This window comes from Actinomadura sp. GTD37, assembly GCF_041951365.1.
Taxonomy (GTDB): Bacteria; Actinomycetota; Actinomycetes; order Streptosporangiales; family Streptosporangiaceae; genus Spirillospora.
Window position 1 is genome coordinate 1 of the sequence record NZ_JBGNUS010000007.1, and the last position, 21648, is coordinate 21648.

21 protein-coding genes and 1 tRNA gene are annotated in these 21648 nt (G+C 73.4%); 7 read left to right on the forward strand and 15 right to left on the reverse strand.

The window, feature by feature from the left end; translation table 11 throughout:
• Positions 1–82: 82 nt before the first annotated feature.
• From ACA511_RS30360 to ACA511_RS30375, 4 genes are all read right to left on the reverse strand, one after another.
• Positions 83–156: transfer RNA gene (locus ACA511_RS30360), tRNA-Met, on the reverse strand.
• A gap of 49 nt (positions 157–205) precedes the next feature.
• Entirely contained in the window at positions 206–1255 is a 1050-nt protein-coding gene (locus tag ACA511_RS30365) for a PDZ domain-containing protein (protein WP_375028089.1), read from the reverse strand.
• 48 nt (positions 1256–1303) lie between these two features.
• Positions 1304–1747 (reverse strand): molybdenum cofactor biosynthesis protein MoaE, encoded by a 444-nt coding sequence (locus ACA511_RS30370; protein WP_375028090.1) that lies wholly within the window; start codon positions 1745–1747, stop codon positions 1304–1306.
• Between the two features lie 30 nt (positions 1748–1777).
• On the reverse strand, positions 1778–2308 hold the full coding sequence (locus ACA511_RS30375) for a PPA1309 family protein (RefSeq protein ID WP_375028091.1): 531 nt from the start codon (positions 2306–2308) through the stop codon (positions 1778–1780).
• A 118-nt stretch (positions 2309–2426) separates the two neighbouring features.
• Between ACA511_RS30375 and ACA511_RS30380 the strand changes: the two genes are divergently transcribed.
• Positions 2427–5333 carry a UPF0182 family protein gene (locus ACA511_RS30380; protein ID WP_375028092.1) on the forward strand — a complete coding sequence of 969 codons (2907 nt, stop codon included), beginning with the start codon at positions 2427–2429 and terminating at the stop codon, positions 5331–5333.
• A 43-nt stretch (positions 5334–5376) separates the two neighbouring features.
• Here ACA511_RS30380 and ACA511_RS30385 read toward each other — a convergent pair whose 3' ends face one another.
• Positions 5377–6459 (reverse strand): NAD-dependent epimerase/dehydratase family protein, encoded by a 1083-nt coding sequence (locus tag ACA511_RS30385; protein WP_375028093.1) that lies wholly within the window; start codon positions 6457–6459, stop codon positions 5377–5379.
• 89 nt (positions 6460–6548) lie between these two features.
• On the opposite strand from ACA511_RS30385, the gene ACA511_RS30390 reads away from it, so the two are divergent.
• Genes ACA511_RS30390 through ACA511_RS30400 form a run of 3 tightly spaced genes read left to right on the forward strand, consistent with a single transcriptional unit; the run spans position 6549 to position 8741 of the window.
• Positions 6549–7931 (forward strand): zinc-dependent metalloprotease, encoded by a 1383-nt coding sequence (locus ACA511_RS30390; RefSeq protein ID WP_375028094.1) that lies wholly within the window; start codon positions 6549–6551, stop codon positions 7929–7931.
• Positions 7928–8104, forward strand: coding sequence for a hypothetical protein (locus tag ACA511_RS30395; RefSeq protein ID WP_375028095.1), 177 nt, complete (start codon positions 7928–7930; stop codon positions 8102–8104). Before ACA511_RS30390 ends, ACA511_RS30395 begins: the two co-directional genes overlap by 4 nt.
• 58 nt (positions 8105–8162) lie before the next feature.
• A complete protein-coding gene (locus ACA511_RS30400) occupies positions 8163–8741 on the forward strand; it encodes an NUDIX hydrolase (RefSeq protein ID WP_375028096.1) in 579 nt (192 codons plus the stop codon).
• A gap of 17 nt (positions 8742–8758) precedes the next feature.
• Here the strand turns inward: ACA511_RS30400 and ACA511_RS30405 are convergent, their stop codons facing one another.
• From ACA511_RS30405 to ACA511_RS30415, 3 genes are all read right to left on the reverse strand, one after another.
• Positions 8759–9409 carry a hypothetical protein gene (locus tag ACA511_RS30405; RefSeq protein WP_375028097.1) on the reverse strand — a complete coding sequence of 217 codons (651 nt, stop codon included), beginning with the start codon at positions 9407–9409 and terminating at the stop codon, positions 8759–8761.
• Positions 9406–9951 (reverse strand): M48 family metallopeptidase, encoded by a 546-nt coding sequence (locus tag ACA511_RS30410; RefSeq protein ID WP_375028406.1) that lies wholly within the window; start codon positions 9949–9951, stop codon positions 9406–9408. Before ACA511_RS30410 ends, ACA511_RS30405 begins: the two co-directional genes overlap by 4 nt.
• A 175-nt stretch (positions 9952–10126) precedes the next feature.
• Positions 10127–10927 carry an enoyl-CoA hydratase/isomerase family protein gene (locus ACA511_RS30415; protein WP_375028098.1) on the reverse strand — a complete coding sequence of 267 codons (801 nt, stop codon included), beginning with the start codon at positions 10925–10927 and terminating at the stop codon, positions 10127–10129.
• 177 nt (positions 10928–11104) lie between these two features.
• Here ACA511_RS30415 and ACA511_RS30420 point away from each other — a divergent pair, with 177 nt between their 5' ends.
• Positions 11105–12436, forward strand: a complete 1332-nt coding sequence (locus ACA511_RS30420; RefSeq protein ID WP_375028099.1) for an ABC1 kinase family protein — start codon at positions 11105–11107, stop codon at positions 12434–12436.
• 233 nt (positions 12437–12669) lie between these two features.
• Here ACA511_RS30420 and ACA511_RS30425 read toward each other — a convergent pair whose 3' ends face one another.
• The 4 genes from ACA511_RS30425 to ACA511_RS30440 all read right to left on the reverse strand — a co-directional run bounded on the left by ACA511_RS30425 (position 12670) and on the right by ACA511_RS30440 (position 15136).
• Positions 12670–12843 carry a hypothetical protein gene (locus ACA511_RS30425; RefSeq protein ID WP_375028101.1) on the reverse strand — a complete coding sequence of 58 codons (174 nt, stop codon included), beginning with the start codon at positions 12841–12843 and terminating at the stop codon, positions 12670–12672.
• 91 nt (positions 12844–12934) lie between these two features.
• Positions 12935–13213, reverse strand: coding sequence for a WhiB family transcriptional regulator (locus tag ACA511_RS30430; RefSeq protein WP_375028407.1), 279 nt, complete (start codon positions 13211–13213; stop codon positions 12935–12937).
• Between the two features lie 117 nt (positions 13214–13330).
• Positions 13331–13675, reverse strand: coding sequence for a hypothetical protein (locus ACA511_RS30435; RefSeq protein ID WP_375028102.1), 345 nt, complete (start codon positions 13673–13675; stop codon positions 13331–13333).
• A gap of 297 nt (positions 13676–13972) precedes the next feature.
• A complete protein-coding gene (locus ACA511_RS30440; protein WP_375028103.1) occupies positions 13973–15136 on the reverse strand; it encodes an epoxide hydrolase family protein in 1164 nt (387 codons plus the stop codon).
• A 139-nt stretch (positions 15137–15275) separates the two neighbouring features.
• Between ACA511_RS30440 and ACA511_RS30445 the strand changes: the two genes are divergently transcribed.
• Positions 15276–17465, forward strand: coding sequence for a histidine kinase (locus ACA511_RS30445; RefSeq protein WP_375028104.1), 2190 nt, complete (start codon positions 15276–15278; stop codon positions 17463–17465).
• Here the strand turns inward: ACA511_RS30445 and ACA511_RS30450 are convergent.
• From ACA511_RS30450 to ACA511_RS30460, 3 genes are all read right to left on the reverse strand, one after another.
• Positions 17391–17996, reverse strand: a complete 606-nt coding sequence (locus ACA511_RS30450) for a DNA-binding response regulator (RefSeq protein ID WP_375028105.1) — start codon at positions 17994–17996, stop codon at positions 17391–17393. The two genes, ACA511_RS30445 and ACA511_RS30450, sit on opposite strands and share 75 nt — an antisense overlap.
• Before the next feature lie 40 nt (positions 17997–18036).
• Positions 18037–18912, reverse strand: a complete 876-nt coding sequence (gene tesB / locus ACA511_RS30455) for an acyl-CoA thioesterase II (protein ID WP_375028106.1) — start codon at positions 18910–18912, stop codon at positions 18037–18039.
• Between the two features lie 199 nt (positions 18913–19111).
• Positions 19112–21178 (reverse strand): ATP-dependent DNA helicase UvrD2, encoded by a 2067-nt coding sequence (locus ACA511_RS30460; RefSeq protein ID WP_375028107.1) that lies wholly within the window; start codon positions 21176–21178, stop codon positions 19112–19114.
• Positions 21179–21331: 153 nt separating this feature from the next.
• On the opposite strand from ACA511_RS30460, the gene ACA511_RS30465 reads away from it, so the two are divergent.
• A complete protein-coding gene (locus ACA511_RS30465) occupies positions 21332–21622 on the forward strand; it encodes a mycoredoxin (RefSeq protein ID WP_375028108.1) in 291 nt (96 codons plus the stop codon).
• Positions 21623–21648 lie beyond the last annotated feature (26 nt).

Genomic DNA, 21648 nt, shown 5'->3' on the forward strand with positions numbered 1-21648 from the left:
GCCCGGGGGGTCGCCCCCCCGAAAACGGCGAAGGGCCCCTCGGGAAGCCGCAAAGCGGCGACCAGAGGGACCCTAGGACCCGTAGCGGGGGCAGGATTTGAACCTGCGACCTCTGGGTTATGAGCCCAGCGAGCTACCGAACTGCTCCACCCCGCGGTGATGTCTTAAGTCTATGGCATGGCGGGAGTGGTTCGTACGGTGGCGTTCAGCGGGTGCAGGCGGGGATGTCGCCTTTGCCGGTGGTGTAGGCGTTGATGGCCTGGATGCTGCTGTGGAGGGTGTCGGCGCGGACGAGGCGGAGGCCGTCGGGGCGGGCGGCGGCGGCGTCGGCGCAGTTGTCCTTGGGGGTGAGGAAGACGGTGGCGCCGGCTTTGCGGGCGGCGATCATCTTCTGCTGGATGCCGCCGATGGGGCCGACTTCGCCTTCGGGGGTGATGGTGCCGGTGCCGGCGATGAATTTGCCCTGGGTGAGGGGGCCGGGGGTGAGTTTGTCGTAGATGGCGAGGGAGAACATGAGGCCGGCGGAGGGGCCGCCGATGTCGCCGATGCTGATGTCGATCTTGAACGGGAACTTGTACTGGTCGGAGAGGACGATGCCGACGACGGCGCGCTTGCCGGTGGGGTCGGCGACGGTCTTGAGGGTGGCCTTCAGCTCTTTGCCGTCGCGCCTGTAGCCGAGGGTGGCGGCGTCGCCGATCTTGAGTTTGGCCATGGTGCCGGTGACCTGGGAGACGCTGGTGACCTTGGCGCCGTCGAGCGTGGTGATCTCGTCGCCGGGCTTGAGGGCGGCGGCGGCGGGGAGCCCCTTCTGGACGCCGTCGACGACGACGCGGGTGGTGAGGGGGACGCCGAGTTCGTGGAGGGCGGCGGCCTCGGCGTTCTGCTGGGAGTCCTGCATCGCCCGGGTGTTCTCCTGGTCGACCTCTTTGGGCGACTCGTCCTTGGGGAAGATCGTCTCTTCGGGGACGATGGCGGTCTCGCCGTCGAGCCAGCCGCGGAGGGCGGTGAACAGGTCGATGCGTCCGCCGGGCCCGCCGCGGTAGGTGACGGTGGTGAAGTTGAGGTGCCCCTGGTCGGGGTAGGTCTTGCGGCCGTCGATCCGGATGAGGGGCTGGCCTTTGTCGTTCGTGCCGAGGGTGTTGCTCGTGGGGCCGGGCATCAGCGCGACGTAGGGGACGCGCATGACGGAGCCGATGACGGCGAGCACGAGGACGAGCACGCTCGCGAGGGTGAGCGTGGTGGCACGACGAGACATGCCGGAAACTCTATGCGGTCGGGGCGCTCGGCAGGTCCCGACCCGGGTTCAGCAGGCGCCGACCCATTCGTCGTCCCCGTCGGTGAAGGTCTGGTGCTTCCAGATAGGGACGCCGGCTTTGAGGTCGTCGATGAGCCGGCGGCAGGCGTCGAACGCTTCGCCTCGGTGGGGGCAGGCCGCGGCGACGACGACGGCGATGTCGCCGATCTCCAGGTCGCCGACGCGGTGGACGGCGGCGAGGCCGAGGACGGGGTAGTCGGCGGCGACCTTCTCCATCACCGCGCGGAGCTCCCGCTCGACGGTGGGGTGGGCGCTGTAGGACAGGCCGCTGACGGCGCGGGCGTGGTCGGTGTCGCGGACGGTGCCGGCGAAGACGGCGATGCCGCCGGCGCCTGGGGCGCCGACGGCGGCGTACACCTCGTCGATCGACAGGGGGGTCTCGCGGACGCCGATCAGCCGGATGACGTCCCGGCCCGCAACGCTTTGGCTCACGTCCCGCAGGCTACCCCGCCGCGCGCGGGGCTACTTCTCCCGGGACGCGCCGGGCTCGTCGGGCTCGAGGGTGGCGACGAGGGCCTCGGGGAGGCCGGGGACGAGGTCGGGTCCGCGGAGGACTTCGTCCTCGGTGTCGTGGCTGCGCATGCGGAGGGCGGCGTGCCGGGTCCCGTCGCGGAGGACGCCGACGACCATGCGGACCTCCTCCCGGGCGGGGTGGCTTCCGACGAACTCGGCCGCCTCGGCGTGGTCGTCGGGGATGTCGGCCTCCACGTCGGAGGGGAGGACGACCCGTTCGATGACGAGGACGCAGCCGTCGACGGTGTCGGGCCAGGCGATGCCGGCGAGCGCCTCCTCGACGCTGCTTCCTTCGGGGAGGCGTTCTTGTTCTACGGGGACGAGGCTGTCGTCGTCCGCGGGCAACTGGTCGGCTATCCCCGGCTCGGCGCGGCGGAGTTCGGCGCTGCGGACGAGCGCGTACAGGCTGGGCCCGCTGTCCCACCCCTTTTCGGCCGAATGACGTTCGAGGTCCAGCACGACTGCTTCCAGAAGACTCACGGGGCCATCTTTCCCCCAATCGGGACCCGGAAATGCGGGAACCCGCGCTCCAGTCGGTAAGTTGCATCTACAGCACCGGCGGGCGGCCGGTGGTCGAGATCTCGATCGGAGGGGCCTCTTGACCTTCCGGACTCCCGGTTTCGGGCGCCGGCTCGGTACCGGACGGACGCGGCTGCTGCTGCCGGTCCTGGTGACGCTGGCCGTACTGCTGATCGTCTTCCTGGTCTTCACGGCGACCTACACGAACCTGCTGTGGTACCGCTCCATCGGCTTCTCGTCGGTGTACACGACGCAGCTGCGGGCGAAGATCGTCCTGTTCTTCGGGGCGGGCCTGCTGATGACGCTGGTGGTCGGCGCGAACGTGCTGGTCGCGTACCGGCTGCGTCCGGCGTACCGGCCGCTGTCGGTGGAGCAGCAGGGCCTGGAGCGGTACCGCGCGGTGATCGATCCGCGCCGCCGGCTGATCTCGTTCGTGCTGCTGGGCCTGCTGGGGGTGCTGACGGGCTCGTCCGTGGCCGGCCAGTGGCCGGTGTGGCTGGCGTTCCTGAACCGGACGCCGTTCAACGTCGAGGACCCGCAGTTCCACAAGGACGTGTCGTTCTACGTCTTCACGTACCCGTTCCTGCGGCTCGTCCTCGGTGTGGTGTTCGCCACGGTGATCCTGTCGATCCTGGCCGCGGTGATGGTGCACTACCTGTACGGGGGGCTGCGGCTGCAGGGTCCGGGCGACAAGGCGAGCCCGCCCGCGCGGGCGCACCTGTCGGTGCTGTTCGGGCTGTTCATCCTGCTGAAGGCGGTCGCGTACTGGCTCGACCGGTACGGCCTGGTGCACTCCGAACGCGGGGTGACGTCCGGCGCGTCCTACACCGACGTCAACGCGCTGCTGCCCGCCAAGACGATCCTGGCCGTCATCGCGCTGCTGTGCGCCGCGATGTTCTTCAGCAACCTGCTGCGGCGCGGCATGATGCTGCCCGGCGTCGGGTTCACGCTGCTGGTGCTGTCGGCGATCCTGCTGGGCGGCGTGTACCCGCTGCTGATCCAGCAGTTCCAGGTGAAGCCGGACGAGCTGGCCAAGGAGCGCCAGTACATCCAGCGCAACATCAAGTTCACCCGTGCGGCCTACGGTGTGGACGGCGCGAAGGTCGTCCCGTACGGGACGCAGGCCGAGACGGACAAGAAGAAGCTCCAGGAGGACGCCGACAAGCTGACCGCGGGCGGCGTGCGCGTCCTCGACCCGAACGTGGTGGGCGAGACGTTCCAGCAACTTCAGCGGATCCGGCCGTTCTACCAGTTCCCCGACACGCTCGACGTGGACCGCTACCAGGTGGACGGCAAGCCCGTCGACACGGTGGTCGCGCTCCGCGAGCTGTCGGGGGCGCCGGCCGGGCAGCGCAGCTGGATCAAGGACCACATGGTCTACACGCACGGCTACGGGTTCGTGTCGGCCTACGGCGACCGGTTCGACTCGCGGGAGCCCGCCTTCATCAACCGCGACATGCCGGCGTCCCCGGCCCAGCAGATCAAGGTGGCGCGGCCGGAGATCTACTTCGGCGAGCGCTCGCCGAAGTACTCGGTGGTCGGCGGGCACGGCCAGCAGGAGCTGAACTACCCCGACAACAGCGAGTCGGGGCAGCAGAGCAGCACCTACGACGGGCAGGGCGGCGTCCGCATCGACTCGTTCCTCCACAAGCTGCTGTACGGGGCCAAGTTCCAGGACAAGAACATCCTGCTGTCGGGCGCCATCAACAAGGACGCCAAGATCCTGTACGACCGGTCGCCGCGGGAGATGGTGCAGAAGGCCGCGCCGTGGCTGACGCTGGACGGCGACCCGTACCCGACCGTGGTGAACGGCCGCATCCTGTGGATCGTGGACGGCTACACGACGTCCAGCAGCTACCCGTACTCGGAGGAGATGAGTCTCGGGGAGGCCACCCGCGACACCATCACCGACACGCGGCAGGCCGTGGCGCGGCAGGCGAACGACCACATCAACTACATGCGGAACTCCGTGAAGGCCACGGTGGACGCCTACGACGGCAGCGTCCACCTGTACCAGTGGGACGAGAACGACCCGGTGACCAAGACGTGGATGAAGGTGTTCAAGGACACCGTCCAGCCGCGTTCGTCGATCCCGCCCGAGCTGGAGTCCCACTTCCGCTACCCGCAGGACCTCTTCAAGGCGCAGCGGAAGATCCTCACCAAGTACCACGTGACGGACCCGTCGGCGTTCTACAACGGCGAGGGCTTCTGGGAGGTCCCGCAGGACCCGACGGTCAAGGGCAAGCGGCAGCCGCCCTACTACCAGAGCCTGCGGATGCCCGGCCAGGACACGCAGTCGTTCTCGCTGACGACGGTGTTCAACCCGCGCAACAACCCGCAGCTGGCAGCGTTCATGTCGGTGGGGTCCACGCCAGGGCGCGACTACGGGCAGATCCAGATCCTGCAGATGCCGCGCAACGCGCAACCGGCCGGCCCCGGGCAGGTGCAGAACTCCTTCGAGACCGACGCGAAGGTGAAGGGCGACCTGTTCGCGCTGAGACAGGGCGGCACGAAGACCGTGGCGGGCAACCTGCTGACGATCCCGTTCGGCGGGGGCCTGCTGTACGTCGAGCCGATGTACACGAAGGCGTCGGGCGGCGCCGAGCAGCAGCCCTACCCGATCCTCGGCAAGATCCTGGTGCGGTACGGGGAGAGCATCGCCGCCGCCGACACCTTCGACGCGGCGCTGAAACAGGTCCTCGGCGGGACGGGCGCGCCCGCGCAGCCGGGAGCGCCCGAGGAGACGCCCGGCAGCGGGCAGCCGGAGCTGAGCGCGGCGGCCCAGAAGGCGATCGGCGACCTGAACACGGCCGTCACGGACTACGAGAACGCGCAGAAGAAGGGCGACTATCCGGCCATGGGCGACGCCTGGAAGCGGATCAAGGACGCGCAGGCGGCGCTCGCGGCGGCGGGCCGGGCCGCGCCGAAGACGTCGCCGGGCCCGTCCGGGTCGCCGTCTCCGAGCGCGACGCCGCCGGCGAGCTGACCGGCGCGGGGCCGCCGCCGGGCCGGCGGCGGCCCGGCCCGGTCTACCTGCGGCGCTTGCGGGCGCGGCGGATCGCGGCGGCGGCGCCGATCGCGGCGACGGTCGCGCCCGCGGCGGTGGCCATCGTGGCCTCCTTGCCGCCGACGCGGCGGCCGACGACGGCGTGCCGCCCGGCGGTCTCCTCCATCACGGTGCGGAGGGCGGCGGCGTTGTCGTACAGCGGCTTCCAGCCGGCGGCCCGCAGCCGGGCGCAGTCGACGACCCACGGGTAGGCGACGTAGTGCAGGTCGGTGGCGGGCGCCGGGGTCATGCCGAGCCGGTGCAGCCGCTGCGCCATCCCGAACGTGAGGGCGGCGGGCAGCTCGAAGGTGCGCTTGCCGGTGATCTCGGCGACCTCGTCGGGGCTCAGCCAGCCCTCGCAGCCGACGGCGACGGGACCGCGCACGTCCTCGGCGACGACGACGTCCAGCGCGGACGCGAGGTCCTCGACGTGGCAGAACTGCCAGCCGGGCGTGCTCCCCTTCACCGACAGGAGCCTCGGCGCCTCGAAGTGGCGGGTGACGACGGTGTCGACGCCGGGCCCGACGACCGCGGCGGGACGGACGACGGTGACGGCGAGGCCCGGGTGGGTGACGGGCGCGGTGGCGGCCAGCTCCTCCATCTCCAGGTAGTCGCCGGCGATGCTGGTGCTGGCCTCGGCGAGCAGCGGCGCGTCCTCGTCCAGCGGCACCTCGTTCTCCGGCCCCGCCCCGTACACCATCGCGGACGTGACCAGGACCACCCGGCGGACGCGGGCGGCCGCGGCGGCGGTGACGACCGTCTGGGCGCCGCGGACGTTGTGGGTGCGGCGCTCGCGCGGGTCGGCGTCCGGGGACCGCTCGATGTCCAGGTTGACGAGGACGTCCACGTCGGAGAGGCGTCCGGAGAGCAGCGGGTCGCGGATGTCGGTGACGCGCCAGGTGACGCCGGGCACGTCGCCGCGCTGCCCGTCGATGGCGACGACCTTGCGGATCTCTTGCCGTTCGGCGAGCCGGGCGGCCAGCAGCCGCCCCGCCCCGGTGGCGGCGCCGGTGACGGCGACGACCGGGCCCTTGCTACGCCGAGGGCGAACCTTGCCCGTTGCCACGGGGCTGCCCCCTTCCTTGTGTACGCGACCTTGCCGGGACCGGCTAACGTTGCGGATATGAGCCCATCATGCATCCCAGGGGCGATCCGATGAGCAACACTCCCTTCGGCTTCAATCGTCCCGGCGACGGAGACGACGACGACCGGCCCCAGGATCCATTCAAGGGCATGGGCGGCGACATGGCGCAGTTCGCCGACATGCTGCACCGGTTCGCCGACATGATCGGCGCGCAGGGTGCGGGCGGCGGGGGCGGCGGCCCGCTCAACTGGGACCTGGCCAAGAACATCGCGCGGCACACGGTCGTGGAGCAGGGCGACCCGTCGGTCGTCGACGCCGAGCGGCGCCAGGTCGAGGAGGCGCTGCGCCTGGCCGACCTGTGGCTGGACGAGAAGACCACGCTGCCCGCCGGCGTCCGGACGCCGCAGGCGTGGAGCCGGTCCGAGTGGATCGAGCAGACGCTCCCGGTGTGGGCGAAGGTGTGCGACCCGATCGCGACCCGCATGGTCGAGTCGATGGGCGGGGCGCTCGGCGGCGGCGAGATCCCCGCCGACATGCAGGCGATGGCCGGTCCGCTGATCGGGATGGTCAAGCAGATGGCCGGGGCGATGGTCGGCGGCCAGGCCGGGCAGGCGCTCGGCGCGCTGGCCCGCGAGGTGACCGGCTCGGCGGACGTGGGCCTGCCGCTCGCGCCGGACGGCGTCGGCGCGCTGCTACCCGCGGGCGTCGAGGCGTTCGGCGAGGGGCTGGAGGTCTCGGCCGACGAGGTCCGCCTCTACCTGGCGCTGCGCGAGGCCGCCCACCAGCGGCTCTTCGCGCACGTCCCGTGGCTGCGCGCGCACCTGCTGGGCGCGGTCGAGGAGTACGCGCGCGGCATCACCGTCGATTTGTCGGGCATCGAGCAGGCCGTCCAGGGGCTCGACCTGAGCAACCCGGAGGCGCTCCAGGAGGCGCTCGGCGGCGAGCTCCAGCTCCAGCCCGAGGAGACGCCCCGGCAGAAGGCGGCGCTGGCCCGGCTGGAGACGGCGCTCGCGCTGGTCGAGGGCTGGGTCGACACGGTCGTGAACGAGGCCGCGCAGGGGCGGCTGCCCGGCTCGGTGAAGCTGGCCGAGGCGGTGCGGCGGCGCCGCGCGACCGGCGGCCCGGCGGAGCGGACGTTCGCGACGCTGGTCGGCCTGGAGCTGCGGCCCCGCCGGCTGCGGGAGGCCGGGGTGCTGTGGCGGTCGCTGACCGAGGCGCGCGGCACGCAGGGCAGGGACGCGATCTGGGACCACCCCGACCTGCTCCCGACGGCCGACGATCTCGACGACCCGGAGGGCTTCGTCCACGGCCCCGACGAGATCGAGGGCCTGTCCGACCTGGACTGGTCCGATCTGACCAAGTCGGCGGACGACAAGCCCGACGAGAAGGGTCCGGGCGACGATCCCGGTCCGGGCGGCGAGCCCGGTCCAGGCGACGGCGGGCCGCGCGCATGAGCCGCTCGCGCCGGTCCCGGGTGCACGGCTGCCGCTACGAGCCCGGGTCGTCGGCGAACGCGATCCGGCGGCGGGTCGCGCGCGCGAGCCTGTGCTGGCAGCGCCCGCTCGACCAGGAGCGCCGGCGCCGGCGTCCCGACAACTCCCGCTATCCCCGCATCGGCCGCACGTGAGCGGAGGCCGGGGCAACGGCCCCGATCAGGCCGCCGTCCCGCACGGCCGGGTGCGCGCGTGAGCGACGGGTTCGCGGGTGCGCGTCCGGTGTCGGGCGGCCTGCACGACGACGCGGTGCGGGTGCTGTCGTCGTGGCGGGCGCCCGACGCCGGTCAGGAGCGGGTGCGGCGGGAGTTCCTGCGGCATCTGGCGGAGCATCCGGCCGACGGGATGTGGCGGGAGTGCGCGGCCGGGCACATCACGGCCAGCACCGCCGTGCTCGACGCGTCCCGCTCCCGCGTGCTGCTGACGCTGCACGCGAAGGTGAAGGCGTGGCTCCAGCTCGGCGGGCACTGCGAGCCGGGCGACGCCACGCTCGCGGACGCGGCGCTGCGGGAGGCGACGGAGGAGTCGGGCATCGCGGGCCTGCGGCTGCTGCCCGAGCCCGTCCGGCTGGACCGGCACGCGGTCCGCTGCCACCCTCAGGGGACCTGGCACCTGGACGTCCAGTACGTCGCGATCGCGGCGGAGGGCGCGAGGCACACGGTGTCGGACGAGTCGGACGATCTCCGCTGGTTCCCGGTGGGCGATCTCCCCGAGCCCACCGACGACGCCGTCCGGCGCCTGGTGGCACAGGCGGTCTCCGCGGGCCGCTGACGGGCGGGCCGACGGGGTCAGGAGCCGAGGGGGTGGCCCTCAAGAAGGGCGCGGGTGTTCTCCCAGCCTTCCAGGCCCGGGTCGAGAAAGCGCAGGTCGCCGGGGGTGCGCAGGCGGTGCCAGCCGGGGCCCTGCGGCATGAGGCCGGGGCGCGGCGCGGCGGCGCGGAGGCGGGCGAGGGCGTCCGGGGTGTCGAGGTCGACGTCGCGGAGGGCCGTGGCGAGCCAGTCCGGGAGGGGGAGGCGGGCGGCGAGCGCGACGAGCGTGCCGTCCTCGGCCTGGCAGGCGGCGGACGGGGCGTCGCCGAGGGCGCGGAACAGTTTGCCGAGCAGCAGCGGCGGCAGGTCGGGGGCGTCCGGCGCGACCAGGGCGGCGGAGCCGGCGCCGAGCGCGTGCAGGGCGGCGAACGCGCCGGTGAGCGTCGCCTCCCGGACGATCGGGGTGCCGGGCCAGGTGACGGCCTCGGCGTCCGGCTGGTCCGGCGGGTCGAGCACGAGCGCGGGCGTCACGAGTTCGAGCCCGGCGACGACCTCGTAGGTGTCCTCGAGCAGCGCGAGCGCGAACTCGCCGGCGTCGACGCCGGGCGGAACGTCCCTGGGGCGGGTGGGGAGGGAGAGCACCGCGGCGAAGCGGGCGGTTCCCGGCACCCGGTCGGGGGCGTCGGTCACCCGGCGGCCTCGTGCGGGAACTCGTCACCGGGGTGCAGGTGGTCGCCGTGGTGGATGCCGGTGACGTCGTCCTCGGGGGCGTCGGCCTCCAGCGGCAGGTGCGCGGCGGCGGCGACGCCCTCCAGGTAGCCGCGGGCGCGGTCGGCCTTCGGGTAGTTGGCCACCAGCTCCCAGAAGTCGGCGCCGTGCCCGGGGACGAGCAGGTGCGCCAGCTCGTGGACGAGGACGTAGTCGACCACCCAGCCGGGCATGCCGCGCAGCCGGGTGGAGAGCCGGATCGTGCCGTCGTCCGGGGTGCAGGAGCCCCAGCGGGCGCGCTGGTTGGCGACCCAGCGGACGCTGACCGGGTCGGCGCGGCCGTCCAGGTAGCGGCGGGACAATTCGCGGGCGCGCGACTGGAGGTGGGCGTCGGTGGGCCGCCGGCGGCGCTCCCGCTCTTCGAGCCGTTCCAGAATGGTCGCGATCCACTGTTCCTCTTCGGCCTTGCTGAGCCTGGACGGAACCATCACCACCACCTTGTCGCCGTCGCGGTAGGCGGACACGGTTCGCCTGCGCCTGGCGCTGCGGCGGACCTCAACGTTAGGGGGCACGCCTGAACCGTACTCGAAAATTTGCCTGCGCCAAAGGGGGTGTTTGACGTTGCCGCAGGTCAGCCCCTACGTTTTGACCATCCCTCCGGGGCCGGAAGGTAAAACTCCGCGGGCGGTGTACGCGGCTTTACTCGCCGGTGAATTCCGGGGTGCGCTTCTCCCTCTGTGCCGCGAGTCCTTCGAGCATGTCGCGGGACGCCATCGTGACCGGCTGCGCGAGCGACTCCCAGCGCAGCGCCGATTCCATGTCGCCGTGTCCGCCGCCCGAGAGGGCGACCTTGGTGAGCCGGGTCGCGATCGGCGCCTGCGCGGCGATCCTCGCGGCGACGGCGAGGGCCTCGTCCAGGACGTCCGCGCGCGGGACGGCCCGGTTGACGAGCCCGTTCTCGGCGGCTTCGGCGCCGGTGAGGACGCGTCCGGCCAGCAGCATCTCGCGGGCGAGCGGCAGCCCGGCGGCCTCGGGGAACAGCCAGGTCGCGGCCATGCCGGGGTGCAGGCCGAGGGCGGTGAACGGGGCGAGCAGCTTGGCGTCGCCGGCGGCGTAGCGCAGGTCGCAGGCGAGGGCGAGGCACAGCCCGGCGCCGACGGCGTGCCCGTTGACGGCGGCGATCGTCGGCACCTCGAGGGCGCGGATCGCCAGCCACGTCCGGTAGTACTCCAGCATCCGGTCGCGCAGCGGCGGGACGGCGACGGCGTTGGTGTCGGCCAGCCAGGACAGGACGCCGCCGGAGCTGAACGCGCTGCCGGCGCCGGTGACGACGACGCAGCGCAGCCCGGCGTCGGCGCGCAGTTCGGCGATCGCCGCCTTCCACGCGGCGGTCATCTCGTCCGACATCGCGTTGCGGCGGGCGGGGTCGTTCAGGGTGAGGACGGCGACCCCGTCGGGGCGGCGTTCGGCCAGCAGCACAGCGGCGGAGTCTCCGGACATAGCCCCGCACGTTACCGAATCATGCTCGGCCTGCGGTCGGCCGCACTCCCCCAGCGCCGTGAGAAAGCGCACACTTACAGCGTTGGCCCAGCTCAGCGACGCGGGCCGGTTCCGGCACCGGCGATACTTGCGGATGATTGTGGCGGGAACGACACTGGATCACCGACAATGTACGGCGTGAGCGATCTCCCCCGCCGCGCGGTGACGCGGTCAGCAAAGCTGGCGTCCCTCCCCATCGGCTTCGCGGGGCGCACCGCACTCGGCGTCGGGAAGCGGACGTTCGGCAAGCCGGCCGAGGCCGTCGCGATCGAGATCCAGACGCGGACCGCCGAGCAGCTGTTCAAGGTGCTCGGCGAGCTCAAGGGCGGGGCGATGAAGCTCGGCCAGATGCTGTCGATCTTCGAGGCCGCGCTGCCGCCGGAGATCGCCGGCCCGTACCGCGCGACGCTGACCAAGCTGCAGGAGTCCGCTCCCCCGCTGCCGGCGTCGACCGTCCACAAGGTGCTGGAGGAGTTCCTCGGCGCGGACTGGCGCGACTACTTCGAGTCGTTCGACGACCGGCCGGCCGCCGCCGCGTCCATCGGGCAGGTGCACCGCGCCGTCTGGCACGACGGCCGGGCCGTCGCGGTGAAGGTCCAGTACCCGGGCGCGGGCAAGGCGCTGATCAGCGACTTCAACCAGCTCGCCCGGCTCGGCCGGCTGTTCGGCGTGCTCATGCCGGGGCTGGACGTCAAGTCGATGCTCGCCGAGCTCAAGGAGCGGGTGGTCGAGGAGCTCGACTACACGATCGAGGCGGAGTCGCAGACCCGGTTCCGCGCGGCGTACCTGGACGACCCGGATTTCTCCATCCCCGAGGTCATCGCACAGTCCGGCGACATCCTCATCACCGAGTGGATGGACGGCACCCTCCTCTCGAAGATCATCAGCGACGGGGACCAGGAGACCCGCGACCACGCGGCCCTGCTGTACTGCCGGTTCCTGCTGTCCGGGCCGAAGCGGTCCGGGATGCTGCACGGCGACCCGCACCCCGGCAACTTCCGGCTGCTCGCCGACGGCCGGCTCGGCGTCCTGGACTTCGGCGCGGTCGACCGCATCCCCGGCGGCTTCCAGAAGCGGCTCGGCCTGCTGCTGCGCATCGGCACCATGGCCGACATCGACGAGGTCGAGGACGCCCTGCGCCGGGAGGACTTCATCCGCGAGGGCGTGGACGTCGACGCCGAGTCGCTGCAGGCGTTCCTCGCCCCGATCACCGAGCCGTTCGTCAACGAGACGTTCAAGTTCAACCGGGAGTGGCTGCGCGACATGGCCGTCCAGGTCACCGACCTGCGGCCGTCCAACGTCGTCCGGCAGCTGAACCTGCCGCCCGAGTACGTGATCATCCACCGGGTGCTGTCGGCGGGCACCGGGGTGCTGTGCCAGCTGGAATGCGAGATCCCGGCCCGCGCCGAGTCGCTGAAGTGGGTGCCCGGCTTCGCCGACGACGAGGACGGGGAACTCGTCACCGGCTGACCGGCCGGCCGATCCCGGCCAGAGCGCAGCGGGGCCCCGCGCACTGATGAGGTGCGCGGGGCCCCGTTCTTCGCGCGTCCGGTGAAGTGGGCCACCGGACGCGCTCCAGGCGCCCGCCGGGAGGCGCGCCGCCCGCCAAACCATCCAAGAAGGACGGGCGGGCGCCTGCCACCGGCGGGCATTCGGTTGTTCGGCCCGAAACGGGCCCGGCGCCCCCGCGACCGGGCCGGCGCTCAGTCCCGGTACGGCGCCGGCGCCGTCGGCGCGAGCAGGACGCGCCGGACGCGGGACGCCCTCGTCCGGGCGTCGCGCCGGGCGCGCCGCAGCGCGCGCACACGGGCGGCGACCTCGTCGGGCACGGTCGCCGGTATTCGTTCTCTGGACAGGTCCTGGCTGAGCAACGTCATCTCGTTCTCCCCGGCGGCCCGGAGGCGCGGTCCCCGCGTGGGGGCCACGCCTCCGGGGTCGATTCGGTCGATCGTCGCGGGCATCACTGCCTCACACCGCCACTTCGTCCGGGCGGGGGTGCTTGCGCGGGCGGCCGCGCGGCCGCTTGCGCGGGACGATCACCCCGCGGACGAAGAGCTCGCCGCCCCAGACGCCCCAGGGCTCCTTGCGCTCGAGCGCGCCGGCGAGGCACTCCCTGCGGAGCGGGCACTCCAGGCACAGGGCCTTGGCGAGCTCGACATCGGCGGGAGCCTCGGCGAAGAAGAGCTCCGGGTCGGTCCGGCACGGAAGCGTGAGGTCCTCTTCGCTGATAGCGAGGGCCCCCTGCATCACAGTCACCCTTGTTCCTCTCGTTGGATCTCAACGGGTGTGTCGGTGGGTCTGGGCAAAGAGAAAGGCCGCGGATCCGGTCTGGATCCGCGGCCTGGGGGCTTGCCGGTTGTCTTGCTAGACCGGTCGCCTCCAGGGGTACGGACCCGACACGCCACCCTTGACGGTGACGCCCACGTGGGCCGTGGCCGGAGCCGGAGCGCTCATGTCCTCGAGAAGGTGTTCGAAGACACTGCGCCCCTGGTCGTCCTGGATCAGCTGCTCAAAGCGCAGATCACGCAGATTGGCGCGCTGTCGTCCGCGCAGTCGCCAGCCGGGCGCCTGGAGATAGGCGCCGGGCATGGAGACGCGGGACATCGCGCCGCCGCGCACCGAGACACAGGGCTTCGAGGCACGGGGCATCGAGGCGCCGGGGACGGCGGCGGCCCAGGACGACGTGGATTTCAACGACGTGTTGCTCACCGGACTGCACACCACCTCTCTGGCTCCTCGGGCCGGGCCGGCGGATTCAAGATCCACACCGGACGGCCGGTTGATTGCTCGCGACGAGCGTACGGGGAGCTCGCCGAATCAAGCAAGATATTTTTGACCTGCGGTTTTGTGGGTGAGTTCACCCTTTTCCCGGGAAACCCGCCCGGTCTCCCCCGCGTCGGACCTCACGGGAGTCCCCTGAGGAACGATCATCCCAGGATACGGCCCCGCGCGCTCCCGCCGCCACCGCCCCGGCGGGCGGAGGCGGCGCGGGCGCCCCGCCGGACGTCAGCCCTCCGGCTGGTCGCGCAGGCCGCGGAAGAACGCGCGGACGTCGTTCAGCAGCAGGTCGGGGGCGTCGTGGGCGGCCCAGTGACCGCCGCGGTCGTACTCGCGCCAGTGGACGATGTTCTTGTGGTCGCGCTCCGCGAAGCGGCGCAGGGGGCGGAAGTCGTAGGCGAACGACGCCAGCCCGATCGGGAACGTGGTGGGCTCGGTCTCCTGCGGCTCGTGGTGGTTCTCGTAGTAGAAGCGGGCGGTGGACGCCGACGTGTTCGTCAGCCAGTAGATGGTGGCGATGGTCAGGATCGTGTCGGGGTCGGGCAGGGCGGCCAGGAGCTGGCCGACCCAGGCCAGCTGGCCGGCCGGGGAGTCCGACAGGGCGTGCGCGAGGGTCTGCGGCTGCGCCTCCTGGGACCGGTCGTGGATGGCGTGCTGGACGAACCCCTGGAGGAACTCCAGGTACTGCCCCTCCTCCGGGGTCAGGCCGGCGAGCTCGGCCGGGTCGCCCGACGGGAACGAGAAGATCTGGTTGACGTGGACGCCGATCACCCGGTCCGCGTGGCGGCGGCCGATCCACGGGCTGACGATCGCGCCGGCGTCGTTGCCGTGCGCGCCGAAGCGGTCGTAGCCGAGGCGCGCCATCAGCTCGGCCCAGGCGTCCGCGGTGCGGGCCGAGCCCCAGCCCTTGGTGCGGGGGCGCGACGAGAAGCCGAAACCGGGCAGGGACGGGACGACGACGTGGAACGCGTCCGCAGGGTCGCCGCCGTGCGCCGCCGGGTCGGTGAGCGGGCCGATCAGGTCCAGGTACTCCACGAACGTGTTCGGCCAGCCGTGCGTGAGGATCAGCGGGGTCGCGTCCGGCTCCGCCGACCGGACGTGCAGGAAGTGGATCAGCTCGCCGTCGATCTCGGTGGTGAACTGCGGGAACTCGTTGATCCGTGCCTCCTGGGCGCGCCAGTCGAAGTCGATCCAGCGGGCCACCAGGTCGCGGACGAAGGAGACCGGCACGCCGTACTCCCAGCCCGGCTGGACCGGGCCCTTCTGGGCGCCGTCGGTCACCTCGCTCTCGGGGAGCTCGTCGGCGAAGCGCGTGCGGGCCAGGCGGTCGCGCAGGTCGTCCAGGTCGGCCTGCGGCACGTCGACGCGGAACGGCGTGATCTCAAAGCTCATCGGAGCCCTCCTCATTTCGGTACCCCGAGTCTGTTCGGCGGCGGCGCGCCCGGGTAGTGCCTGGCGCACCGGCCGGGCTGCGGTCCGCAGGCCGCCGACGTGCAAAGTGCACAGGCGCGCGACCTGCATAATTGCCGCCATGCGCGACAGCCGCCTGCCGCTCTTCGCCGGGCTCGTCCTGTTCTGGACGTACCGGGTCCTGCTGCTGTGGGCCGGCCCGGTCCCCGGCGACCGGGCGGGGGCGGCGGCGCTGCTCGCCGGGACGGGCGCGGCGCTCGGCCTCGGCGTCCTGCAGGCGCGGGCGCTGGCCTGGAGCGGCTCGCTCGGCAACCTCGCGGCGCAGGCGGTGCTGGCGTACGCGCCGCTGCTCGTCCTCGGCAACGCCTGGCGGCCGGCGACGCCGCTGCTCGTGACGTCGGTGCTGCTGCTCGCCGCGCCCGCCAGGGCGCGCTGGCCGGCCGCCGCGGCCATCGTGGCCGCCGAGTTCGCGATCAGGACGGTGTGGCTGACCGACGCCGGCGCCGGGTACGCCGCGTGGGCCGCGGTGGTGACGCTCACCGGCGGCCTCCAGTTCCTCGCCCTGGCGCGGCTGGGGCATCTGGTCCGGGCGCTGGAGGCCACCCGCACCGAGCTGGCCGCCCGGCGCGCCGCCGGGGAGCGGCTGCGGATCGCGCGCGGCCTGCGCGCCGAGCTGGGGCGGCGGCTGTCGGCCGCCGCTGCGTCGGACGACCCGGGCGAGATCACGGCGGCCGCGCGGGCGGCGCTGGCCCGCGCCCGATCGGTCGCCGACGACTACCGGGACCGGTCGCTGGCGGCCGAGATCGAGGCGGCGCGCACGGTCCTCGCGGCCTCCGGCGTGCCGGTGCGCGTCGAGGCGGACGCCGCCGCGCCGCGGTCGCCGCGGGCCGACGCGGCGCTGGCAGGGGTGCTGCGCCGCACCGTGGTGGCGGCCCTGCGGCACGGCGGCCCCGACGGCTGCGTGATCGAGTGCCGCACCGGCCGCGGCGGCCCCGAACGGCTGCGGGTGGCCTTCTCCGGTCCCGTGCCGTCGTTCGACGGGCCGCTCGCGGACTCGTCCGCCGAGATCGCCGGCCTCGGCGGGCGGCTCGCCACCGGCCCCGCCGTGGCGGCGGAGATCCCGCGGGCGCGGGCCTGGACGGGCGGCCCGGTCGGCGCGGCGCCGTGGCTGGCCTTCGCCGTCCTCCTGGTCCTGGAGCTGGACCAGCTCGGCACGGTCGCGGCCAGCGTGGCCATGGCGCGGGGCGCGGGCGTCGCGGTGGACCCGGCCCGCCTCGCGGTGGCGGCGGTCACGCTGCCGCTCGTCGCGGCGCTGCAGCTCTACCACGTGCTGCCGCGCGGCGAGGCCCGGCCGCGCCGCTGGGCGCTCCCCGCCCAGGTCGTCCTCGTCCTGGCGGCGTTCGTCTTCGCGGGACCGCTCGTCCCGGCCGACCACGGCGGCCTGCCCGCGACGTACGGCGGGCTGGTCGCGGGCGTGGTGCTGCTGAACGTGCGTCCGCCCTGGTCGTGGGCGGCGGCCGCCGCGCTGCTGCTGATGCCGTTCCCGCTGCTGTACGGCGCGCGCCCGCCGGCGGTGGCGCTGCTCACCCTGCTCGGCTCGGCCGCCTTCATGATCACCGTGTACGCGCTGGGCCGGCTGCCCGTCGCGGCGGCCCGGCTGGACCGGGCGCGCCGCGAGCTGGTCCGCACGTCGGTGCTCCGCGAGCGGCTGCGGATCGCGCGGGACGTGCACGACCTGCTCGGCTCGCAGCTGTCGGCGATCATCATCAGGGGCGAGCTCGCGGCGGGCCCGGCGGACGGCGCGCGGCTGGCCGGGCTGGTGGGCGCGGCGCTCGCCACGGTCCGCTCGATCGGCGCGGAGCCCGCCCCGCTGCGGCTCGCCGCCGAGGTCGAGAGTGCGCGGGACCTGCTGGGGACGGCCGGGGTGCGCGTCCGCGTCACCGTCGTGGAGCCGCCCGCGGACGTCGCGGCCCTGTTCGCCGTCGTGCTGCGCGAATCGGTGACCAACGTGGTCCGGCACGCGCGGGCGCGGCGCTGCGAGATCGCCATCACGCCCGGCCGCCTCCGCGTCTCCAACGACGGCGCCCCCCGAGCGGGCGCGGCGCGTCCCGGCGGGGGCGGCGGGTCGGGGCTCGCCAACCTGCGCTCGCGCGCGGCCGAGGCCGGCGGCGCACTGGCCGTCGAGCACGCGGCCGGCCGGTTCACCGTCCGCGTCGAGGTGCCGGCCGCCGGCCCGTCAGATCCAGCCCGCCTCGGTGGCGATGCGGATGGCGTCGACCCGGTTGCGGGCGCCCAGCTTGGTCACCGCTGACGCCAGGTAGTTGCGGACGGTCCCGTAGGACAGGCCGATCCGGGCGGCGATCTGCGGCGGCTCCGCGCCGGACGCGGTCAGCCGCAGGACCTCGCACTCGCGGTCGGTGAGCGGGCAGTCCGGCGCGTCGAGCGCGGCGAAGGCCAGCTGCGGGTCGACCACGCGGCCGCCCGCGGCGACGGTGCGGACGGCGTCCACCAGCTCGCCGGGCGCGCTGTCCTTGACCATGAACCCGGCGACCCCGGCCGCCATCGCCCGCCGCAGCGTGCCGGGCCGCCCGACCCCGGTCAGGATCAGCGTGCGGCAGCCGGGCAGCCGCCCGGCCAGTTCCGCGGCGGCGCTGACGCCGTCCAGGCCGGGCAGCTCGATGTCGAGCACCGCGACGTCCGGCCTGTCGCGCAGGGCGGCGGCGACGATGGCGTCCCCGGTCGCGACCTGCGCCACGACCTGGATGTCGTCCTCCCTGTCGAGGAGCCCGGCCAGCGCCTCCCGCAGGATCCGCACGTCCTCCGCCAGCAGAACCCTGATCACCGCACGCCCCCCTCGGTCCCCGCGCGGGCGGGGCGCCTCGTCAGTTCTTGCGCTCGTCGGCGGAGACGCGGACGAGGCCCTCCTGCATGACGGAGACGACCAGCTCGCCCTCCCGGGTGAACACCTGGCCGCGGGCGAGGCCCCGGGCGCCGCCGGCGAACGGGGTGTCCTGGTAGTAGAGCAGCCAGTCGTCGGCGCGGAACGGGCGGTGGAACCACATCGCGTGGTCGAGGCTGGCGCCCATCGTCCGCTTGTCGCCCCAGGCCAGGCCGTGGTTCAGCAGGACGGTGTCGAGCAGCGTCATGTCCGATGCGTAGGTCATGAGGCAGACGTGCAGCAGCGGGTCGTCGGGCAGGTCGCCGTCCACCTTCAGCCACACCTTCGACTCGGGGGTGGCGAGCGACGGGTCCCTGGCCGCCTCCCACGACAGCGGCGTCGCGTGCCGGATGTCGAAGGGCCGCCGGGTGACGAACTCGCGCGCGCCGACCTCGCCGAACACCGGCGTCAGCCGGGTCAGGCCGTCCGGCAGCGTCTCGGGGGCGGGCGCGTCCGGCATGGCGGCCTGGTGGGACGGGCCGTCCTCGACGATCTGGAACGACGCCGACAGCGTGAAGATCGCCTTGCCGTGCTGGATCGCCATGACCCGGCGCGTCGTGAACGACCGGCCGTCCCGCACCCGGTCGACGGTGTAGACGATCGGGACGAGGGGGTCGCCGGGCCGGATGAAGTAGGCGTGCAGCGAGTGCACGGGCCGGTTCGCGGGGACGGTGCGCCCGGCGGCGACGAGCGCCTGCCCGGCGACCTGGCCGCCGAAGACGCGCTGCCGCCGCTCCTCGGGGCTGCGGCCGCGGAAGATGTCGTTCTCGATCTGTTCGAGGTCGAGCAGGTCCAGCAGGGCCTTCAGCGATTCCTTCACGGCGGCCAGTCTTCCGTATCGGGCCGGGTGGCCGGGATCTCACCCCGCGGGCACCTGCCCGGCGGGCTCGGCCGGGTGAGCGGGATCTCACCCCCGCGGGCACGGTCCCCGCAGGTCGGCCGCAGCAGGGGTCAGCCGCCGTCCCAGGTCAGCCGCAGCACAGGATCAACCGCAGCACCGGATCAACCGCAGCACGGGGTCAGCCGCCGCACAGGGTCAGGACGGCGTCGCCGTAGCGGTCGAGCTTGACCTTCCCGACGCCCGGGATGCCGGCCAGCTCCTCCAGCGACCCGGGGCCGTGCTCGGCGATCGCCTGGAGCGTCGCGTCCGTGAACACGACGTACGCGGGGACCTTCTGCTCGGCGGACACCTGGGCGCGCCAGTCCTTCAGGGCGATGAGGAGTTCCTCGTTCAGTTCGGAGGGGCAGTCCTCGCAGCGGCCGAGCTTGCGTTCGACGGCGGCGGTCAGCGGCCGGCCGCAGACCCGGCACGGCTGCGGGCCCTTCGCGGCGCGGCGCTTCGCCCGGTCGGCGCGGGGCGGCGTGTGCGTGGTGGTCTTGCCGGTCAGGCCGTCCAGGAAGCGGGACGGGCGGCGCGTCTGCGACCCGCCGGGCGAGCGCGACAGCGCCCACGAGAGCGCCAGGTGCACGCGCGCCCGCGTCACCCCGACGTACAGCAGCCGGCGCTCCTCCTCGACCTGCGCGGGCGTCTTGGCGTAGATGATCGGGAGCGTGCCGTCGGCCAGCCCGACGAGGAACACCGCATCCCACTCCAGGCCCTTGGCGGCGTGCAGGGACGCCAGCGTGACGCCCTCCAGCGGCGGCGCGTGCTGCGCGGCGGCGCGCTCCTCCAGCTCGGCGACGAAGTCGGGCAGCCCGGCCTTCGGGTCGTCGGCGGCCATGTCCTCGGAGAGCTGGGCGAGCGCGGCGAGCGACTCCCAGCGCGCGCGGGCCGCGCCCGCGCCCTCGGGCGGCCGGTCGGAGAACCCCGCCCCGGACAGGACGTGCCGGACGGTCTGGATCAGCCCCGTCCCGTCGGTCTCGGCGTCGCCGCCCGCCCGCGCCGCGCCGCGCAGCCGGACCACCGCCTCGCGGACCTCAGGCCGCTCGAAGAACCGCTCGGCGCCCCGCAGCACGTACGGGACGCCCGCCGCCGCCAGCGCCGACTCGTACGTCGCGGACTGCGCGTTGATCCGGAACAGGATCGCGATCTCGCGCGCGGGGACGCCCTCGTCGATCAGCTTGCGGGCCTGCCGCGCGGCGTCGTCGGCCTCGGCGACCTCGTCGTCGTACTCGTTGAAGACCGGCTCGGGCCCGTTCTCCCGCTGGGCGACCAGCTCCAGCCCGCGGCGCGCCCCCCGCGCCTGCCCGATCACGCCGTTCGCCAGCCGGACGACCTGCGGCGTCGACCGGTAGTCGCGGACGAGCTTCACGACCTTCGCGTCGGGATGCTCGCGGGTGAAGTCGAGCAGGTGGGACGGCGACGCGCCGGTGAAGGAGTAGATGGTCTGGTTGGGGTCGCCGACGACGCACAGGTCGTCGCGGTCGCCGACCCAGGTGTCGAGCAGCATCTTCTGCAGCGGGTTGACGTCCTGGAACTCGTCGACCACGAAGTACCGGTACTGCTCGCGGACCTGGTTGGCGACCTCCCGGTGCTCGGTGAGGACGGCGGCGGTCAGCTCCAGCATGCCCTCGAAGTCGAGCAGGTTGCGCTCGCGCCTCAGCTGCTCGTACATCGCGTAGACGCGCGCGACGTCGACGATCTCGGCGGACGGCCGGCGGCCCGCCTCGACGGCCGCGGCGGGGTAGTCCTCGGGGCGGTGCTGGGTGACCTTCGCCCACTCGATCTCGCCCGCGAGGTCGCGCAGCTCCGTCCGCGCGAACGACAGCCGGCACGCCCGCGCCGCGTCCGCGACCAGCGTGATCTTCGAGTCGATGATCTTGGGCGGCTCGCCGCCGACGACGCGCGGCCAGAAGTAGCTGAGCTGCCGCAGCGCCGCCGCGTGGAACGTGCGGGCCTGCACGCCGGGCGCGCCGAGCTGGCGCAGCCGGCTGCGCAGCTCCCCCGCCGCCCGCGTGGTGAACGTCACGGCGAGCACCCGCTGCGGCGTGACGACTCCGGTCATGGTCGCGTACGCGATCCGATGCGTGATGGCCCTGGTCTTGCCCGTCCCCGCGCCCGCGAGCACGCACACCGGGCCCTTCACCGCCTCGGCGACCGCCCGCTGCTCGGGGTCGAGCCCCGCCAGCACCGACTCAGCCAACATGCCCCCATAATCGCAGCCCGTCCCACCTGTATCAGCCGGTGCGGCAACCTGTGGACAACGAGACCCGGCGCACGCGGCGGGAATGCCGGGGACGCGCCCGCGGTTCTTCCGTACGCACTGATCGTCCGGACGAACGAGGGAGACGACGAACCGATGGCGACGCCTTCGACCGCTCAGGGCACGGGCCCGAGCGGCCAGCTCACCATGTACACCACGACATGGTGCGGGTTCTGCCGCCGACTGAAGAGCCAGCTCGCCCGGGACGGCATCGAGATGGTCGAGGTCGACATCGAGCGCGACCCGGCCGCCGCCGACTTCGTCATGAGCGTCAACGGCGGAAACCAAACGGTGCCGACGATCGTCTTCCCGGACGGCACCGCCGCGACCAACCCGAGCGCGAAGGAGGTCAAGCGCCGCCTGGCGGAGATCGCGCAGGCCGGCTGACCTCTGGAGAAGGCCCGCCGCCCCAC

Coding starts and splice junctions, on each gene's coding strand:
- ACA511_RS30460 (WP_375028107.1), bottom strand. CDS start 21,178: ATGTTGGCTGAGTCGGTGCTGGCGGGGCTCGACCCCGAGCAGCGGGCG.
- ACA511_RS30465 (WP_375028108.1), top strand. CDS start 21,332: ATGGCGACGCCTTCGACCGCTCAGGGCACGGGCCCGAGCGGCCAGCTC.
- ACA511_RS30440 (WP_375028103.1), bottom strand. CDS start 15,136: ATGAGCTTTGAGATCACGCCGTTCCGCGTCGACGTGCCGCAGGCCGAC.
- ACA511_RS30425 (WP_375028101.1), bottom strand. CDS start 12,843: ATGACGTTGCTCAGCCAGGACCTGTCCAGAGAACGAATACCGGCGACC.
- ACA511_RS30390 (WP_375028094.1), top strand. CDS start 6,549: ATGAGCAACACTCCCTTCGGCTTCAATCGTCCCGGCGACGGAGACGAC.
- ACA511_RS30395 (WP_375028095.1), top strand. CDS start 7,928: ATGAGCCGCTCGCGCCGGTCCCGGGTGCACGGCTGCCGCTACGAGCCC.
- ACA511_RS30445 (WP_375028104.1), top strand. CDS start 15,276: ATGCGCGACAGCCGCCTGCCGCTCTTCGCCGGGCTCGTCCTGTTCTGG.
- ACA511_RS30430 (WP_375028407.1), bottom strand. CDS start 13,213: ATGCAGGGGGCCCTCGCTATCAGCGAAGAGGACCTCACGCTTCCGTGC.
- ACA511_RS30415 (WP_375028098.1), bottom strand. CDS start 10,927: ATGTCCGGAGACTCCGCCGCTGTGCTGCTGGCCGAACGCCGCCCCGAC.
- ACA511_RS30365 (WP_375028089.1), bottom strand. CDS start 1,255: ATGTCTCGTCGTGCCACCACGCTCACCCTCGCGAGCGTGCTCGTCCTC.